General features: G+C 55.9%; 12 protein-coding genes. 7 read left to right on the top strand and 5 right to left on the bottom strand.

The features are described 5' to 3' along the window. Positions 1–129 precede the first annotated feature (129 nt). Both ACYVHB_RS27725 and ACYVHB_RS27730 read right to left on the bottom strand, forming a co-directional pair. Entirely contained in the window at positions 130–1,332 is a 1,203-nt protein-coding gene (locus ACYVHB_RS27725) for a DUF4249 domain-containing protein (protein ID WP_461055147.1), read from the bottom strand. A 93-nt stretch (positions 1,333–1,425) separates the two neighbouring features. Further along, complete coding sequence (locus tag ACYVHB_RS27730) at positions 1,426–2,433, bottom strand: cation diffusion facilitator family transporter (RefSeq protein ID WP_461055148.1); 1,008 nt, start codon at positions 2,431–2,433, stop codon at positions 1,426–1,428. Between the two features lie 93 nt (positions 2,434–2,526). Here ACYVHB_RS27730 and ACYVHB_RS27735 point away from each other — a divergent pair, with 93 nt between their 5' ends. From ACYVHB_RS27735 to ACYVHB_RS27750, 4 genes are all read left to right on the top strand, one after another. Further along, the gene (locus ACYVHB_RS27735; RefSeq protein ID WP_461055149.1) at positions 2,527–3,075 is read left to right on the top strand and encodes an NUDIX domain-containing protein; all 549 of its coding nucleotides are present in this window, start codon (positions 2,527–2,529) and stop codon (positions 3,073–3,075) included. Positions 3,076–3,164: 89 nt separating this feature from the next. Further along, positions 3,165–3,806 carry a LysE family translocator gene (locus ACYVHB_RS27740; protein WP_461055150.1) on the top strand — a complete coding sequence of 214 codons (642 nt, stop codon included), beginning with the start codon at positions 3,165–3,167 and terminating at the stop codon, positions 3,804–3,806. Between the two features lie 120 nt (positions 3,807–3,926). Continuing rightward, on the top strand, positions 3,927–6,044 hold the full coding sequence (locus ACYVHB_RS27745; protein WP_461055151.1) for a patatin-like phospholipase family protein: 2,118 nt from the start codon (positions 3,927–3,929) through the stop codon (positions 6,042–6,044). A gap of 46 nt (positions 6,045–6,090) precedes the next feature. Then, positions 6,091–6,783: a hypothetical protein gene (locus tag ACYVHB_RS27750; RefSeq protein WP_461055152.1), complete on the top strand. Its 693-nt coding sequence runs from the start codon at positions 6,091–6,093 to the stop codon at positions 6,781–6,783. A gap of 277 nt (positions 6,784–7,060) precedes the next feature. On the opposite strand, the gene ACYVHB_RS27755 is transcribed toward ACYVHB_RS27750, so the two are convergent. Then, complete coding sequence (locus ACYVHB_RS27755; protein ID WP_461055153.1) at positions 7,061–7,525, bottom strand: energy transducer TonB; 465 nt, start codon at positions 7,523–7,525, stop codon at positions 7,061–7,063. 180 nt (positions 7,526–7,705) lie between these two features. On the opposite strand from ACYVHB_RS27755, the gene ACYVHB_RS27760 reads away from it, so the two are divergent. Then, complete coding sequence (locus tag ACYVHB_RS27760) at positions 7,706–9,811, top strand: tetratricopeptide repeat-containing sensor histidine kinase (protein WP_461055154.1); 2,106 nt, start codon at positions 7,706–7,708, stop codon at positions 9,809–9,811. Here the strand turns inward: ACYVHB_RS27760 and ACYVHB_RS27765 are convergent. Then, the gene (locus ACYVHB_RS27765; protein ID WP_461055155.1) at positions 9,798–10,442 is read right to left on the bottom strand and encodes a response regulator; all 645 of its coding nucleotides are present in this window, start codon (positions 10,440–10,442) and stop codon (positions 9,798–9,800) included. The genes ACYVHB_RS27760 and ACYVHB_RS27765 overlap by 14 nt on opposite strands. Positions 10,443–10,745: 303 nt before the next feature. After that, the gene (locus ACYVHB_RS27770; RefSeq protein WP_461055156.1) at positions 10,746–13,643 is read right to left on the bottom strand and encodes a tetratricopeptide repeat protein; all 2,898 of its coding nucleotides are present in this window, start codon (positions 13,641–13,643) and stop codon (positions 10,746–10,748) included. A gap of 361 nt (positions 13,644–14,004) precedes the next feature. Between ACYVHB_RS27770 and ACYVHB_RS27775 the strand changes: the two genes are divergently transcribed. Both ACYVHB_RS27775 and ACYVHB_RS27780 read left to right on the top strand, forming a co-directional pair. Further along, positions 14,005–17,250, top strand: a complete 3,246-nt coding sequence (locus ACYVHB_RS27775; RefSeq protein ID WP_461055157.1) for a SusC/RagA family TonB-linked outer membrane protein — start codon at positions 14,005–14,007, stop codon at positions 17,248–17,250. A gap of 184 nt (positions 17,251–17,434) precedes the next feature. Beyond that, complete coding sequence (locus tag ACYVHB_RS27780; RefSeq protein WP_461055158.1) at positions 17,435–19,033, top strand: SusD/RagB family nutrient-binding outer membrane lipoprotein; 1,599 nt, start codon at positions 17,435–17,437, stop codon at positions 19,031–19,033. Positions 19,034–19,039 lie beyond the last annotated feature (6 nt).

The raw sequence follows: 19,039 nt of genomic DNA on the forward strand, positions 1-19,039 counted from the left end.
AGCGCCACGACAATCTGGTAAACGTACGTACCCACGGACGGTCGGCCGCTGCCGCTTCAGTCCGTGACCGGCAGCATCTACTATCACGGACTGAAGCGGCAGCGGCCGACCGTCCGTGGGTACGTACGTTTACCGAAATCCCTTCGGCGCGATGGGTGTGCGGTTGCGGCTTTGCACACAAATTGCCGACGGGACGCCCTGCCCGTAAATCGACAGCGTTACCGGGATTGGTCCCGTTACGCGGGGCGGCTCCACGTTCGGCATTCTGCCGGTCTGGTAAAAGAACAGGCCATCGAGCAGACCGCCCTGCGTGTTCCGGCGGTCGAGGTAGTACCGGTTTTCGGAGACGGACGATGCTGAGAAATAACCCACCACATTCTCCCGGTCGTTGGCCACGTTCCGCACATTGCCCGCCGTGGGTGCGGGTGGGCTGTCGGCGAGCGTTCCCGTATTTTGCGTCTGGTCGGCAAACAACCGGTAGTACCGATACGCATCCACCGACAGCGACAACTGCTGCATGACCACGAGTGTCGGGTTAGTCTGCCGGAGCGGAATCTTGGCCACTGGCCGCGCTACCTGTGGACGCCCGTTGGCGAACTGGTCGGCGAAGATGTTGACGTCGGTGCTGTAGAAAATATCCCAGCAATACTGGAAACAGGTGTACTCGAAGCGCTCGAACGTGCCCAGTTTGTTGTCGGGGACGCAGCCGCCCGCCAGTTCATTGCCCAGGTCGGTGAGGTAGTAGCGCCCCTGCCGACACGAGGCACACCAGGTTTGGGGTTCGTACTGCGTCCAGCGCCACAGGTAAAAGTTACGCTCACCGGCGGGGTCCTGAAAATCGACGTAAATGTCGTTGGAGGGGATGTAGCCATCTTTTGTGACCTTCTCGATGCTGCGCTGGTTAAACTGATCGTAAATTTTCTGAATCGGCGGAACACTCGCCATCGGCTCCGTTGTCGACTCGTACCGGGTTCCGTCGGCGGTCGTGAACCGCAGTTGGTAGCGGTCGCCCACCCGTCCCCGGAAGTTATCCGGCAATTGGTAGCTGCCCGGCTCTTTCAAGTTCTCGCGTAGGGCAGTGGCTCCTCCATTCACCAGCACCTCGACGGTTGCTTTGGTAAGGGGCGTACTGACGGTACTGTCTCGGTTGGAGCGGGACCGGCTGATGCGGATAATCTGCGTTTCGGGCAGATCAGTGATAATACCGTCTACCACGAGCAGGTCGGTGTTAGGATTGAGCTTCGGATCGAACTCGTTCACGCAGGCGCTCAGGCTGAGTAATAGGCCGAACAGGAAGACGAAACGGTTAATTTGGTAAAGATAATTGGCCATAGGAAGCCGAATTTTAGTGTGTAGGTGTTTGAGTGTTTAGGTATGTACGTGTTCACACTGGCTAACAAACACTAAAACACCTAAATACCCATTTTATTCTTCCTGCACGGCCATCGGCACAAAATGCTTCTGGTTGAGCGGCAGGTTGGCGGCTGTCCACTCCACATCGCGGATGAACGCCGATGCCCGCACGGGGCAGTTGGCGACGCGGCAGTAGTGGCAGCATTCCTTCATGCAGGGATCGGTATGCACGAAAATTTCAACCTCACCCTGGAAACCGGCCTTCAGCGTATCCTCAAAATGATGCACCTCGTCGTGCACCTGGCTCAATTCCCAGTAGTAAGGCAGCGTTAAGTGGCAGTCGATGTGCAGGTCGGACCCGTACTTCTGCACGCGCAGGTTATGCACGTCGATCCAGTTGCGGTCTTTGTGAACGTTAAGCAGTGTCACTACGCGGTCGAGGGTGGGCGCGTCGGTTTCGTCCATGAGCCGGGCCACCGACTGCCGCGTGATCTGAGAACCGTTGTAGATGATGACCACCGCCAGCACCAGCGATAACGCGCTGTCGATCCAGCGCTGACCCGTCAGCACGACCAGGCCTACTCCCACCATCACGATGACGCTGCTGAAGGTATCGGTGAGCAGGTGCCGTCCGTCGGCGGTGAGGGCGAGCGAATCGGTCTGTTGGCCCGACCGGATGAGCCGCCAGCCCACAAAGCCGTTGGCTGCGGCCGTGACGCCGATCAGCACGAGACCCCAGTCGAGATTGTCGAGTTGTTTCGGGACAAAAAAGCTCAGAATGGCCTGCCAGATGATGACCAATCCCGCCGACAGGATCATGGCACCCTCAAAACCTGACGATAGAAATTCGATCTTACCGTGGCCGTAGGGGTGGTTCTGATCGGGGGGGAGTCCGGCTAAGTAGATGCTGTAGAAGGCAAATCCGCTGGCAATGACGTTGACGATGGACTCGATGGCATCGGTCAGGATGGCCGTTGATGCCGTCAGAAAATAAGCCGTAAATTTAACTACCAGCAGGACAATGCTCAAGCCGAGCGAGATGCCTATCCAGCGATATTTAACCTGTTGCGGTGTAGTCATGGAGTGAAAAAGGCAGAAACCCGGCATCGGCTGTCCGGGTTTCTGCTTTCAAAGTTAGCCATTCGTAGCGTAAAAGTCCGTAGTTTTGGCTGTATGAACGCGACGGAAAACCCCTGGCAAACGCTCAACTCAGCGGTCAGGTATGAGAATCCCTGGCTGACTATCCGCCATGAAGAGGTCGTGACGCCCGCCGGAACACCCGGCATCTATGGTGTCGTTAGCTTTAAGAACAAAGCCGTTGGCGTCATCCCGCTCGACGCTGCCGGGAACACCTACCTCGTGGGTCAGTACCGTTATCCGCTCGATGAGTATTCGTGGGAGATTCCCGAAGGCGGCTCCCCCCTCGGCACCGACCCGCTGGAATCGGCCAAGCGCGAACTCAAAGAGGAGACCGGGCTGGAAGCGGAACAATGGACCAAAATCGCCCGCATTCACACGTCCAACTCAGCCACCGACGAAGAAGGGTTCCTGTACATTGCCGAAGGGCTGGTGCAGGGCGATCACGAACCCGAAGAAACTGAAGACCTGCGCATCTGGAAGCTACCCCTCGCCGAAGCCGTTGACATGGTCATGGCCAGCCGCATCACCGACGCCCTCAGCGTCAGCGGATTGCTGATGGTGGCCCGGCTTAAAGGAGTTTGATATCGGTTTGTAGTTTGTAGTTGGCTGACGCATTCAGATTATGCCTCAGCCAACTACAAACCACAAACTACAAACCACAAACCAACCCCGTGTTCCTCCCCCTCCTGTACGGTTTCTTGATTGGTATCGCGTTGTGTCTGACGTTCGGAACGGTGTTCTTTGCACTGATTCAGAACAGCGTCGACAACGGGTTTCGGTCGGGCATGAAAATCGTGTTCGGGGTAGTTGGCGGTGATCTGTTGTTTGTTCTGGCCGCGCTGCTCGGTACGTCGTTCATTCCGAAAGTGCAGGGATTCGAGCACCTGATGGCTATTGTGGGTGTCCTGTTTCTGACGGCGATGGGACTGGTCAACATCCTGAAAGGAACGCCCCGGTTAGCGTATCCCAAAACCCGGTTCGGCAACGCCGTTTACTACGTCTCGACGGGCTTTTTTCTGAACGCGCTGAACCCCATCAATTTCATTTCGTGGGTAACCATCGTGGCCTACATCCGGTCGCATCTGCACTACACGATGGTCCAGCAATACGGATTCATGGGGGCCAGTCTGCTGGGTGTTCTCGCGACCGAACTGGCGCTGGCTTACTACGCCAACCGGCTCAAACGGCTCTTTACGACCCGCGTGGTCACAATTTTCAACCGCGCAACGGGGGTTGTATTTCTGGCCGTAGCCGCTCAGATCGCCTACACGCGTCTGTACGAACCCATCTCAACGATGATGGAAAACTGGTAGAATTCCTTACTAAATAGGGGAAATCTCCTCTTTTTTGCTGCTGCTCAAAAGTCGTATTTGCCGCCAGTGTTTCTCCCGCTTTAAAAAGACAGGGTGAGGACCGATAACGTCAAACTGCCCATGAGCGCGATAGCTGACCCAATCGAACGAGACGACAACGAAGTCCGCCAACTGCTGGCCGGGATGCTTGAGGTGGGCGACAAATACGTAGCCCAATTAGGTACTGCCCCGACCGTGTCCGACATTTTTGACGAGGAAGGTCACCAGTACGTCAATCTAGTGCAGGAGGGTGGGGGTATGCTCGGCATTGCTCTGCTGGGCTACACCTACGTACTGGAGCGAGTGGGTATCCGGTTTCTAAAACTGGCGGGTACCAGTGCCGGGGCCATCAACGCCATGCTGATGGCGACCGTGCGCCCAACCAAAGCGGGCACCAGTCAGCCGGATACTACCGTATTGAAATCGCCCATCATCATGTACTACTTAGCCCGCCGGAAGCTATTTTCCTTCGTCGATGGCGACCCGCTGGCGAAGTGGCTGATGAAGACGGCCCTTGATTACGAATCCTACGTAACCTGCCTGTTCAACTCGGTTCTGTTCGGACTGGGTGTCAGCCTGAGCATGATTCTGTTCAGCAGCCTGTTGTGGTGGGATGCTACCGGCGTGACCATTGTGGGCGTACTCATTGGCCTGGTAACAGCATTCATACTGGCCCTGGTCCTTTTTGGGCGGGGATTAGTGAGCGACGGGGTCGTTACCGACTACTTGAAAAGCGCCTTCTTTCGCCGACTATTCGGCTTCGTTGTGGGCGTGCTCATCCTCGCATTTCTGGTCGTTCGGTTCGCTACAATGCCCTGGCTTCAGCTTGTCATCGGGTTGGGACCAATTGCCTTTTGCACGGGCTGGGCTTTCTGGCTGGCCCGGCAATCGTACAAAAAGCAGTACCTGCGGTTTATTCAGATTACGGTGGGCATGATTTTAGCCGTTGTGCTGCTGAGTGGTTTGCTAAACAGTTGGCACGGGGTGTGGTCTTTCGCGTGGCCACCGCTCCGCTTCGATCCGTCCAGCAAGCCTTTTCCGTACAAATACCTGTCCATTGCCGGTATCTCGCTGCTGCTCTATCTGTTCTTGCTGATCGGCAGTGTCCTCCTGTTTCTGCTGGCGAAGTTTACGGGCAGTAATTTTGGTATAAATCCGGGTAGCAAATTTCGCGACTGGCTGGTCGACCTCATGGAATTCGGCGACGTTCGGTTTGACGTTCCCTCAACCGATGGCAAGGCAACCCAAACGCTGACCCATTCTCACAATGGAATCAGGACGTTGAGCGATTTAGAAACCAAGTTGAGTCTCATTCCCCCGCTCAATTATAAACCGGACAAGACGTGCTTTGAGTTGATTCCTGAACTTGAGCTAACCGACACGAACGAACTGGCGGGGTTGTACTATAATCCCACCAATGCTGATCCCGGAGAGCCACCGCTGGCACTCATTACCACCGAGATTGCCACCGAGAATATGATTATGTTCCCCAAGATGTGGGAACTGTTTTACGAGAATTCGGCCCGGACGGACGCCGACGAACTGCGGCCCGCCGATTTTGTGCGGGCGTCGATGTCGATTCCCGTCTTCTTCGAGGCTTTTCGGGTGAATCCCATTCCCAAGCAGTCAACCCGGCAAACGGAATGGGACCGATACCTGCGCTTCGACAAGAAAAACGTCACCGACAGCATCACAGAAGCTGTTTTTGTGGATGGTGGGTCGATCTCCAATTTTCCCATCAACGTGTTTAATCCGGCCAAAGCCAGCGTTCCCCGCCTGCCCACGTTTGGTGCCCGGCTCCAGGGCCGGGCACCGGAGGGTTCGCGCGGGGTGAAAAAACTGGCCGACATCGCCGGGTCGATCATCAGTACGATGCGGGCGCACTTCGATAAGGATTTCCTCATTACCCACCCGCAGTATGAACTATCGTTAGCCGAGATTGACGTACAGGGGTTCAACTGGCTGGATTTTGATATGGAACGAGAAAACCAGATCCGGCTTTTTGAACAGGGCGCTAAAGCAGCCGTTGAGTTCCTGCGAGATTTTGACTGGAACCTGTACAAGGCCAAGCAGGTCGCTCTGAACTTAGGCGTAGCCCCCGACAAGGTACGCGTCGCCGACTCGGTGGATAGCGTAGCTCAACTGATTCGGGCGGTAAAAGCCAAGCGTGGGTTGTATGACGTTCAGCCGCAGCCGTAATCCATACACGTGCCTGCCCATGTGTAACTCTCCGTTTCTTTGGCCAATGATTTTTGCCGTACTAACGCTGTTGGTGTCGGTAGTGATGGTTCGTTACAAGCCGACCGTTCAACCCCCAATTCCGGCGAAGCAGCCGATGCTGGACTTTCAGTTTGCCACGTCTGCCGATGCTGTCAACGCCTTGTTCATTGATCCACGAACGGGCAAACCCGTAACGGCCTACGTAGATAAGATGCGCTCATTGAACCAGATCGACTTCCTTTACATCGCCCTCTACACCGCCTTTAGTTTCTCCTTTGCCCAGCAGGCTAACCAGGCCTATCCGTCTGTCTGGGGGCAGATTGCCCTGTTTGTCGCGTTCGTACCCGGCGTTTTCGACGTGCTGGAAAATATCCAGTTGTTGAGCATCCTGAAAAGCGTAGAACAGGGCCCGAATACCAATTACGAACCGGCGTTGACCCGTCTTGCCCGCTTCACCTGGATCAAATGGATAACCATCGGCTGGTTGCCGATTCTCTTACTCCCCTTCTTGTGGCACCAAGGCCTGCCGTCGAAGTTGCTGGGATTGCTGGCGATTGTCGTCGCCACGGCGGGCGTGGTCGCCCTGCTGAATCGTCGGCGAGTACCGGTGCCCGCTGCCTACGTAACGTTGGTATTCGCTGTATCGGCTCTGCTGAGCGTATACGCAATCGTCCGGTGCCTTGTTCTGTATGCCAACCCTCTAACAGCGTGGCTTTAATCACCGCGTCCGATGGTGAGGTGCCCGCTAACGCAACGCTTGTCATCAGCGTATCGCTCAGCGCCATAAATCCTCCGTGATCTCGTCCCAGGAAATATCAAATTTATCGCTGGTGAGGTCGAGGAAATCGAAACGGGTGGATCGGAATAAGACCGCAGCACAGAGCGGGGTCAACAGGGAAATCAGGAACATTTTCATGATAGTTCGTTACTGCGATGGTCCGCCAATGCGATGGTCCGCCAGTGCGGTCGATGGGGGAGTACAGCGTTACGTTGATTTAGTCGAGACGAAACGTAACGAGGAGTTCAACCAAGTGAGAAACCGCCATCCCCGCCCGGTGGGCCGGATACCAGCGGGGCATCAGTGCCACGGCCCGAAGAGCCGCCTGGTCCAGCAGCGGCCCGTGTGATCGCACGACCCGAACCTCGTTCAGTTGACCGTTGGGGAGCACCCGAAACAGCACCCGTACCGCCCCTTCGATCTGGGTCTCCCGAGCCGACAGCGGATAAAGGTCGAGGTCGCTTAGGTAGGTTTCCAGGGCCTGCTTACCTCCGGGAAAAAAGGGCAGGTTGGTAAGGGGCGCAAACTCGTCGGATTGTTGAGCAGATGGCCCCGGCGCCTGAGTATTGGGGGCTATCACGGGCGGCTTGCCGGTAGCTGTCGATGGCGAGCCTGGTAGCTGAGCAAAAACCAGTGTACTCAGTACCGTTAAATAAGCGGTGGTTAATGTAATTCGTTTCAACGCGTGAAGGTGTTAGTTTTAACTTGTGTATGAGATTATTACCGATGCAAAATTCCCGATCTCTCCCGTCAAAAAAATCACCGAAATCCGTGATTTGCCGTCACTGAATTCAGTGATTTTTGGGTTAAACAGGTATTGACACGTACCGACGGAGGGGATTATGACCGTTCACTGTAGCGTATGAGATCGTTTCAAAAAGTAGGGTTGTTGCTCGGCTGGCTGGGCTTGCCCGTCTCGTTGCAGGCTCAGCATTACGATACGCCCCCGTTTAATTTCGACCGAAGTACGGACCAGGTGTATGTGGATAGCCTGTTGCGGGCCACCCGTACCCGCTTGCTGGGTCTCGACCAGCTACGCCCAACGCCGACCGTCGATACGGCTCGTATGGAGTACCTGCATTTTATGGCGTATGTCCACTACAGCGGCATGGCCCACCGCGACAGTGCGCTGCTGGTGGCTAACCACCTCATCCGCATGGCGGAGCGCAAAAAGAACGTCAAGTACCAGATTAAAGGGTTACTGCTGACCGAACGTTACTACCGCTCCCTCCGGACGAACTACCCACAGGCGATCAACCTGAATTACCGGTTGTTGTCGCTGATCGAAACGTCCCCTCAGGTCTACGCCATGTACTACTGGCGGATTTACCGGAACCTCGGTAACGTCAGTATGTCGATTGGCGAGTATGGCGACGCCGTGGCGTATTTGCAGCAGAGTATCGCCTGGTTTGACAAAGACAAAAAAATCGATCCTGTTCATCTCGCCAGTCTCCACCAGTATCTGGCCACTGCCTATAAACAGCAACCGCAATTGGACAAAGCCGAAACGCACTTCCTGCTCGCGTGGAAACTCCTCAACCAGAGCAAGGCGTCAATCTCGAACAAAGCCTACCTAACCAACGACATCGGGCGGTTGTACAACAGGCAGCAAAAACCGGCTCAGGCCGTTCCCTATCTTAGCCAGTCGGTGGCCTACTGGGCGCAGCTCAACGCGCCCATGCCCCAGGCCGTCGCGCTGGCCGATCTGGCCGAGTCGTACCTCGGTCTGGGGCGGTACGCCGAGGCCATTAACACCGCCACGCAGGCATTGGGCCAGAATCAGCAGCTACCTACGCCCATGCTGACCGCTTATTCCGTGCTGATCAACGCCTACGAGCATCAGCAGGACTGGAAAAGCGCGTTCGCGTACCAACGGCTTTACAACGCTAAAAAGCAGGAGCAGCAACGGGCTGTCAATCAGACCGAAAGCCTGCGCAGCAAAGCGAAATTTGACCGAAAACGGATCGAAACCGCCTACCAGCAGGAGCGACTGTTGCAGAATCAGCGGTATCAGACACTGGCTAAACAGGCTGAAATTGATCGGCTTAGCAGCACCTATAGGAACAACGAATTATTCCGAATGGCGCAGACGAACGACCTGAAGCACCAACTCGAAACGCAGCAACTGAGAACCGTGGCAACCCAGAAACAGGCTCGCCAGCAGGCGACCATCAAGCAATTGAAGATCGACCAGTTGCGGCTGGGACTGTCGGCGCAGAAACGCCTGCGCAATCAGTTGTTCATCGGGATGGCTATCATCAGCTTGCTGGGTTTGCTGCTGTTGTATTACAGTCTGAGGCTCCGGCGAACCAATGTGGCGTTACGGAACAAAAACCGGGAGATCGAAATGGCGCTGCTGAAAGGGCAGACCATTGAGCGTAAACGCGTTGCCGTCGAACTTCACGACCGGGTAAGCAGCCTGCTCGGAGCCACCAAAATGACCTTCCAGACCATCGACGCGGCCATTCTGTCGCCCCGCAACAAGGAACTTTACGAAAGTAGTCTTGATCTGCTCGACGATGCGGCAACGCAGGTTCGGCAACTGTCGCATAACCTGATTCCCGACCAATTATTCCAACAGGATCTGCTGGTATCGCTCAAAGGCTTGGTCAAAAAGCTGAATCTAACGGGCAGCACACTGTTCTCACTGATTAGTGAACCCACAGGCAAACTCCCGCTGACGCCCGAAGTCAAGTTCACGCTGTACGTCATCTGCTTAGAACTCTGCACGAACATTCTTCGTCATGCCCAGGCGCAGCACGTTCACATCCGGCTGATTCGGCACGGCAACGATCTGGCCCTGCAGGTAAGTGACGACGGCATCGGTATCCATCACTGGACGGAAGCGGGAATGGGGTTGCACAACATTCGGGAGCGGGCCGAAACGATTGGTGCCCGGTTTCGGCTGGAATCGGGCGAAGAGAACGGGACAAAAGCCAGTATCCTGCTACCCTTTATTGCTTGGTAAGCCCCCGGTTAAGCCAGTATTTCATCAGACCCAGCGCGGTGGTCACGCCCAATTTCTGGTAAATCCGTTTGCGGTGCGTCTCCACGGTATTGAACGAAATGAACAGCCGCCCGGCAATCTGAGTGCTGGACAGCTCATCCAGAATCAGGCGGGCAACTTGGGCTTCCCGTTCCGTCAACGGATTGTCGGCGGGCGAACCGGCCGTTTCGTCTTCCAGCATAAAAATCCGGCTATCCATATACCGGCGACCAGCGGCAACGGCCAGAATTGCGTCGAAGAGTTCGGCTTTGTCGGCGGTTTTGGTCACGTAGCCATCGGCCCCGGCCTGCATGACTTGCCGAATCAACGCGGGATCGACAGACCCCGACAGGACCAGAACGCGCAGGTTCGGATACGCGGCTTTTAGCGTTGGAATCAGTTCTGTTCCGTTCCCGGTGGGCATCAGCAGGTCGGTAACCAGCACGTCGACCGCCCCGTGGTTCGATTGAGCCTGATTCAGAATGGGCAGTAGCGACTGGCTGTCATGGGCCATACCCGCCACCCGGAAACGGTCGGATGTTGCGAGTAGGTTCGCAACGCTTTCGAGCACTACCCGGTGGTCATCCAGCAGGGCAATGGTATACGTCGTCATTGAGGAAGGAACAGGACCAAATTCTGAACAATAGTCGGGTATTTATCGGAAACGACAATTGATGGTTGAGTAAGCGGCATTGCAGTGGTGACGGCGGCTGGTAGGGCAGCCGGAGAAGCTGCGCCAGGCGAACTGGTGTGCGCTGGGGAGTCAAACCTGTTTAGGATTTGATTCCCCAGCGCTTCGGTCAGCCCCAGCTAAAGGCACGTTTTTGTCCTCCCGACCGGACCGGTCGGGAGGACAAAAACGTACTGTGTTACGACCAAACGCTACGCGACTACTTCTCGCCCATCAACCCAGTATTTACGGACCGTTGCCTTCCCCCTGCTCCCGAATCGCCTGCTTAATGAAGGCAAGACTACGCTGCGAACGCAGCAAGTCTGGATGGGTTGGCGGCAGTATACGCTCCCAGATGGAAACCGCTTTCTGCATATACGCAAGCGCCTTTGCTAAATCCCCAACGTAATAATAGGTAATGGCGATGTTGGCGTAAGAAGTGGCCAGGTCAGGATGGGTTGGGGCCAGGGTCTGCTCACGGATGTGCAACGATTTCAGGTCATAGGCTAACTCCTTATCGTGATCACCTAACGCTCCGTAGGTTGCCCCGATGTTGGCGTAAGACATGGCCAGGTCGGGATGGGTTGGGGCCAGAGTCTGTTCGCGGATGTGCAACGATTTTAGATTATATTCTAAGGCCTTTTGGTTATTGCCCAACGCTCCATAGGTAACGGCAATATTGGCATAAGACTTGGCTAGATAAGGATGGGTTGGGGCCAGGGTCTGCTCAAAGGCGCTCAGTACTTTCTGGTTATACTCTAAAGCTTTTTGGTTATCGCCCAACGCTCCATAAGTAACAGCGATATTGCTGTAAGACACGGCCAGATCAGAATGGGTTGGGGCCAGGGTCTGTTCGCGGATGTGCAGCGCTTTCAGATTATATTCTAAGGCTTTTTGGTTATCGCCCAACGCTCCGTAAGTAACAGCGATATTGCTGTAAGACACGGCCAGGTCAGAATGGGTTGGAGCTAGGGTTTGCTCGTGGATGCTCAGGGCTTTCAGGTTGTACTCCAGGGCTTTCTGGTTATCGCCCAACGCCCTATAACTACTGGCGATGTTGTTGTACAAGGTTGTTAACGGACCATTCTGGTCTTCTTGGAAAGTCTTAATCAACTCGTCACCATAAACAAGGTAAGGCTGCGTATCGAGCGGGTTCGACGTTAGCCGGTCGTAAAACAGTTTAGCAGTTCCTTCAAGTAAAACCGCGCAGTTTTCCAGCATGGGCTGCAACCGTTCGCGCACGACCCACTGCACCAGTCCGTGCATGGAGAAATAAGCCCCATCGAGTTGGTCTAACCAGGCCGTATGCGCGAGTTGCCGCAGGTTGGTGCTCAGCGTTTTCCGGTCGGCCTTAGATTCTATTCCCAACAGCGCGGTGACGTGATCAACGGGAATGTCAATTGCGGGCAGCACGGCAAAGTAACGCAGGGGTTGTTTTAGGTCGTCGGCTAAGGGATCGGTGTTGAACAGATCTTTCAAAATCAGGTAAATGGTTTGGGCCTGTTCGTCAATGTCATCGGGGAAATTGAGTTCCTCATCGTCGAACTGCCGTTTCGCCACCATGTCTTTTGCCTCGCCTAAGGACAAGTGAACGTTTCGGCTGATCTGGGTGGCTACAACCTCAATGAGTTTGGCATGATAAAACGCCTTTTCCAGGATGTCGTTAACCAGTTCTGTTTCGGCATCCCGCACCGGTCGTCCCAGCGAGCGTTCGAACAGGGTGCGGGCTTCCCCCGGCGCGAGCGAGCCAAGCTCCATAAGCTGACCTGTCTGCACAAACTCCGCCAAACGAACCCGGCCCGTAATTAGCACGGTGGCGTCCAAGCTTTCCAGCGCGGCTTTCCGCTTTCGCAGGTCGGCGGCAGCGTCCGCGTCCCGGATGTTGTCCAACACCAGCAGCAGGTTCGGGGTGGTCCGCAACGCATTGAGCAGCGCGTCAAACTTCTCGTCGGTTGTGTGGTCCGGGTTAGGCGTGAAGTCCACCGCGTCTGAGTTGCTCAACTCCCGCAGCATACTGTCGGCAATGGAACCGGCAATTTCTACGTAGGCGAGGTGGGTGTAGGCATCGCGGGAGCGGTCGAGGTAAGCTTTGGCGAGGGTCGTTTTGCCGATGCCACCCATGCCCCGCAGCAGCAACATCTTTTGCCGGGCTAAGCGCGTGTCGATGTCGGCCAGTTCGGTCACCCGCCCAATCAGCCGGGCGGAGTCGTAGCGGGCAAAGCGGTTAAGGTATTTGGCGCGTGCCGGGGATTGGGGTTGTAGTTGGCCAAGTACGTCCAGAATTTGAGCGTTACCCGCTTCAACCGTTACCTGCACCCGGTCTATTTTGCCCTCCATGCGAACCAGCACCACCAGCATTTCATCGAGCCGGGTCATCAGCTCGGCAAACTGCTCCACAAACGGCTCCATCGCCCGACCAAGCCGTTCGGTCTGCTGGTCCAGCAGCTTGTCGGACCACTCCACATCCGGGATGCTCGTTTTCAGTTCCAACATCAGAGCTTTCATTTCCAGCAACAGGTTGGTCTCGGTGATGGTACTCAGGCGGCTGTTGGCTTTCAACTCCTCCGCGAAGAAGGCGCATACCAGTTCATACCAATCGACACGCTGGTTCTGGTCCGGTAGCCCGGTCAGGATGGCGGCTTTCAGATCGTCCTCCACGCGCAAACCAGCGGCTGATAGTTCGTTGAGTATATCCGTACGCAGTTGCTGAGTCAGTTCAACCACCCGCTCACCGGCGGTTTCGCCACGCGGCTGGAGCAACAATTCATACTGAGCCGTTGCTGCATTGGCTGGCAGGTCAAATTTGACGTTGGGTAGTTGGTCCAGTTGCTTTTTGAGGTATCTGACAACCCGTGCGATGTCTACGGTCGGGAAGATGAGCAAGCGTTGAACCACATTGGATTCGCGGGCGATGAGTCGTTGGCAAATGACGAGCGTCGCTTTCAGATAAGCACCCCGTACCGCCCGCTGAATATCGTGATTCGTGGGTTCGCTGGGGTTTCTTAATTGATTTTGAACGATATCGTAGGTCTTGCACAGGTAATGATCGCCCCGATTGCCCAGCCAGCCGCCGATGACGCTGGCGACTAAAGTTGGTGGCGCAAAGGCGGCCACAACCGCAGCGGTAATCGTAACAGGGTCCATAGAAATAAAATACGTGTGGTGTGAAGGACAGCCCGAAACTAACGATTTTTCGACGCAATGCACCGGGATACTGCCGATTTAAACGGATGCACAAACGCCTTTTGCTTATACTGACAAGATCGCTACTGGGCAGCATTACATTCCCTGAGCTGTGCGCAGCGCGACGAGACCAGCAGCTATCTTCGGGAGATTCTTATATTGTACATAAATCATAGAAATTAAAGGAGATTATTTGTAATAATTTGTATAGAGTAGAATTTTATTTGGTGTAATTCTTCTTTCGTAAAATTTCATCGACTATACTTGGTTACTAATCTGATTTCTGTCAATTTGATCATGGACAGGTCTAACCCAAAACGGAATGAAAATACGACTACTCTTGCTCTTTGTGTTTTTGCCCGGTTTATTGGTCGCTCAACAGCGGGTTGTCCGGGGTAAAGTTGGTGAGGCCAGCGGTAAAGATGCCCTGCCGGGTACAACGATCACCATCAAAGGCAGTACGGTGGGAACCGTCACCGACGCGCAGGGGACTTACCAGCTAAATGTACCCGGTCCGGCCGCCGTGCTGGTTTTCTCCTCGGTAGGTTTTCAATCCAAAGAGATTGCCGTCGGTGCGCAGTCGACAATCGACATCATGCTGGTGGCCGATACCAAACAACTCAGCGAAGTGGTGGTGACGGCGGCCGGGATTAAGCGCGACAAGAACGCACTGGGTTACTCCGTCAGCACACTGGATGCGAATCAGCTCGCCCAAAAGTCGGAACCCGATCCCCTCCGTGCCCTGACGGGTAAGGTGGCCGGGGTGAACATTCAGGGATCGGGGGGAGCCGCCGGTGGTGCTACTAACATTACCATCCGGGGCAACTCGTCGCTGGGCAACAACAACCAGCCCCTGTTCGTGGTGGATGGGGTGCCCTTCGACAACTCCAGTTTCGGGAGCACCGACGGAGCCGTGGGCGGGGCAACCATCACCAACCGCGCCTTCGACCTCGACCCCAACAACATCCTGACCATGACGGTGCTGAAAGGGGCGGCAGCGGCTGCGCTCTACGGTTCGCGGGCGGCCAACGGAGCCATCATCGTGACCACTAAGGCGGGCAAACGGCAGAGCCGCAAGGGACTGGAAATTACCTACAACACGGGTTACTCGACCGAAACCGTGGCGGGTTTGCCTGACTACCAGACCCGCTACGGTCAGGGTACCAACTTCGACTACCGGAGCGGGGTATTCGGCTCGTGGGGGCCACCGTACGCGGGCATCACCAGCCTGATTCCAACCCGGACCACCATCCCTCACCCGCTAACGACCAACAACCGCTACCCGTCGTCGGTGTTTCCGCAGTTTTACGAAGCCAACGGCACCACGCCCGTTCAGATTCCTTATCAGTCCCACTCGCAGGACAACGCCCGTAATTTCTTCCGGACGGGCAGCGTATTCGAGAACGCTGTTTCGGTGTCGAGTGGCAGCGAAAAAGGGGCCTTCACGGCGGGTTTGTCGCGCACCGGCAATCAGGGCGTCGTTCCGGAAAACCAGATCACCCGAACCGCCATTAACATTGGCGGCAACGCGCAGTTGGACAATAAATTCTACCTCGGTGGCAGTCTGAACTACGTCAATACCAACCAGGTATCGCCTCAATTGACGGCGGCTAACGGGGCAGGCAGTTCCATCATGGACATTCTGATGTTCGTGCCGACGAGCTTCGACCTAACGGGTTTCCCTTATACGAACCCCCTCAACGGCAACAATGTCTACGACCGGGTCGGCACCGACAATCCGTACTGGTCGGTGGCCAACAGCCCTACCACCAGCAAAGTGGACCGCTACTACGGCAACCTGGTGCTGGGCTTCGACCCGCTGCCGTGGCTCAACGTGCAGAACACCGTTGGGTTCAATGCCTACACCGACCGGCGCACGGTGGTGAACGGCAAAGGCGGGGACTACTTCCCGAACGGCAACATCACCAACGACAATATCTACCGGCAGGAACTGGACAATACGCTGCTGCTGACGGCAACCAAACCCCTCAGCGACGACATTGGACTGAAGGTGATTGTGGGAAATAACGTCAACCAACGGCTTACGGAACGGGCGGTGGTGTTCGGCGACGGAATCATCTTCCGGGGTATCAACTCGCTCAACAACACGAGCGTAACCATTCCGCGGGTGCTGCCCAACAACCGTAATAATTTCAAGCAGCGGTTTTTTGCCCTGTTTACCGACATCTCGCTGGACTACCGGAATTTTGCCTTCCTGAACCTGGTAGCCCGCAACGACGTCTCATCAACCCTGCCTGCCAGCAACCGGAGTTACCTCTACGGGGGAGGCAGCGCGTCGCTTATTTTCACCGAAGCGTTCCGGCTGCCCAAGCGCATTCTCTCGTTCGGTAAACTTCGGGCGGGCTACACCCGCGTCGGGAACGAAGCTACGGCCTACCAGACGCAGACGGTCTACATCGCCAACCCGGTGCTGGGCGCGGGAACGGGCACGGGGGGCATTGCCTCGCCGTTTGCCGGGCAAAGCACCCTGACTGAATCCGACCTGCTGGCCAACGCAACGCTGAAACCCGAGTTCATTAACGAGCTTGAATTGGGGACTGAACTCCAGTTTTTCAACAACCGGATCGGGCTGGATATTACGTACTACAACAAGATCAGCACGTCGCAGATCTTCACCGTCAACGCCGTGCCGTCGTCGGGCTATACTCAAAAAGTAATCAACCTGGGTAAATCGTCCAACGAGGGCGTTGAAGTTGGGTTGAACGCGACACCCGTTAAACGGGCCAACGGGTTCACCTGGAACCTGTCGGCGGCTTTTACGCTCAACCGTAACATTGTCCGCGATATTGGTTCGCTCAAGGAACTGCCCTACGGCGGGTTTTCCGACCTCGGCAGCGTCCACATTGCCGGGCAGCCCTACGGTCAACTTCGCGGGTCGACCTACGCCAAAGACGACGAAGGCAACATTCTGGTCAATCCCAACACGGGCAAGCCCATCCTGAGCGGCAAAACGGGACCCATCGGCAATCCCAACCCGGATTTCATTCTGGGCGTCACCAACACGCTGAGCTACGGCGGTCTCACGCTCAGCGCCCTCTTCGACTGGAAACAGGGTGGGGACATGTATTCCTTTACGGCGTATGAACTGCTGAGCCGGGGCGCGACTAAAGACACCGACGAGCGGGAAGCCATCTTAGTAGGACCGGGGGTGCTCGGCGACGTGAACACGCTGAAACCCCTGCTGGATGGTGAGGGTAAGAAAATTCCAAACAACATCGGAATTGGCGTAGCTGACTACTACTTCACGGGTGGTTTTGGGCCGGGTGGGGCAGATGAGGTGAACGTTTTTGACGCGACTGTTTTTCGGCTCCGCGAGGTGTCGCTGGGGTATCAGCTGCCAAAACGCTGGCTGGACAAAACGCCCTTCGGCTCCGCGTTTCTGTCGGTGAGTGGCCGCAACCTGTGGTACATCGCGCCCAACTTCCCAAAGTACCTCAACTTCGACCCGGAGGTTAGTTCACTGGGCGCGGGCAACTCGCAGGGCTTCGACTTCATCGGCATTCCAACCACGCGCCGGATGGGAGTTAATCTCCGGTTTAGTTTTTAAAAATGATGGTACCGCACCGGCGGACCGGCGGATTTTTATGATTTTCAAGAGCGATCATGATTTCTTGGCGAGTCTTGATAAACACCCCGTTTTTCAACAGGAACACGGCAATCGACAATACGTCATTCTACCCGAGATCACAGCAATCATACGGATAAGCGTTGTGTTCGTCAACCCATTAATTATGAAAATCAACTCTCTACTCAAAACCGCTTCCTGGCTGAGTCTGCTATTCGTGGCGGGTTCCTGCAATAAATTTGTCGACATCAACACTGACCCCAATAACCCCACTACGCCGGTGCTCGAACTCCTGCTGCCCGCTACGCAGGTGTCGATGACGGGTAGCTTGCGCGACGTGAATCAGGGGGCATCCATTCTGATGCAGCACCTGTACACGAGCGGCACCAGCCGTAATTTTCAGGACGGGACAACCTACCAGCAGTCGTGGAATGGGTTGTACACCCAGATGCTCAACGACGTGGAGATCCTCATTCGCGAAGGCACCCGCCAGCAGCGATGGGATTACGTGGCCATTGCCAAGCTGGAGAAAGCGTATATCTACAGCCTGATGGTGGACCTCTGGGGCGACATTCCGTACACCGATGCCTCGCAGGGACTCACCGTTTCCGACCCGACGTTCGAGAGCGGAGCCGCCGTTTACGATAAACTCTTTGCGCTGATCGACGAAGCGCTGGCCGATGCCAACAAAGGTACGTTTGCCATTCTGCCCAACACGGCCGACGTTATTTACAAGGGCGATAAGAACGCCTGGATTCGGATGGGTAATTCGCTGAAGCTGAAGTTGTTCAACCAGATTCGACTCGTGCAGCCCGATAAAGCCAAAGCCGGTATTGCTGCGCTGCTCGCGGCCAATACCCCCCTGATTACCACCAACGCTCAGGATTTCTCGTTCCGCTTCGGCACGACCGAAACCCCCGCCAACCGGCACCCGTGGCACCGGGCCGAATACCAGGCCGGTAAAAGCTACTACATGAGTCAGAACTTCATTGAGCGATTGTTCGGTACGGACGACCCCCGGATGCGGTACTACTTTTTCCGGCAAACATCAAACTACACCGTTGGTTTCACGCCCACCGGCAACGGCTACTTCGGGCGGTACACGGGCGATGCCACCGCGTCGCCCAACGACAACGCCCTCAAAGCGACCGTGGGCGTGTATCCGGCCGGTGGTTTGTACGACAGCAGTCCTATCAATAATCTGACGGCCGCACAGGTTTTCATCACCAACACGGGCGCGACGGGTGCGCCCAAAGTCGTGACCAACACCGACGGCAGTGGGGCGGGGGTGTTTCCGTTCATCACCAACGCGATGGTCAAGTTCATTCTGGCCGAGGCCGCCCTGACGATGGGCACGACCGGGGACGCCCGCCAGTTGCTTCAGGAAGGCATCACGGCCAGTCTGGGCAGCATCAGCACCATTGCGACGTCGGGGGGGAATTCGGCTCCGGTGCTGCCCGCTGCCACCATCACCGCCTTCGTTGCCAACCGGACAGCGCAGTATGACGCGGCTGATGCCGCCGGTAAACTGAGCGCCGTGATGACCCAGAAATACGTCGCGGGCTACGGTAACGGCATCGAATCCTACACCGATTATCGCCGGACCGGACTACCCGTGTTGCCCGCGCCCATTGCCCCGCTGAACACGTTTCCGCTGCGGCTGTCCTATTCGGTAACCGAACTGTCCACCAACGTCAACGTATCCGGCAAGGCCGATCAGCTGCAAACCGCCCAGCAAACGACGCCCGTTTTCTGGGATAAATAAACGACC

This window comes from Spirosoma arcticum, from assembly GCF_054779955.1.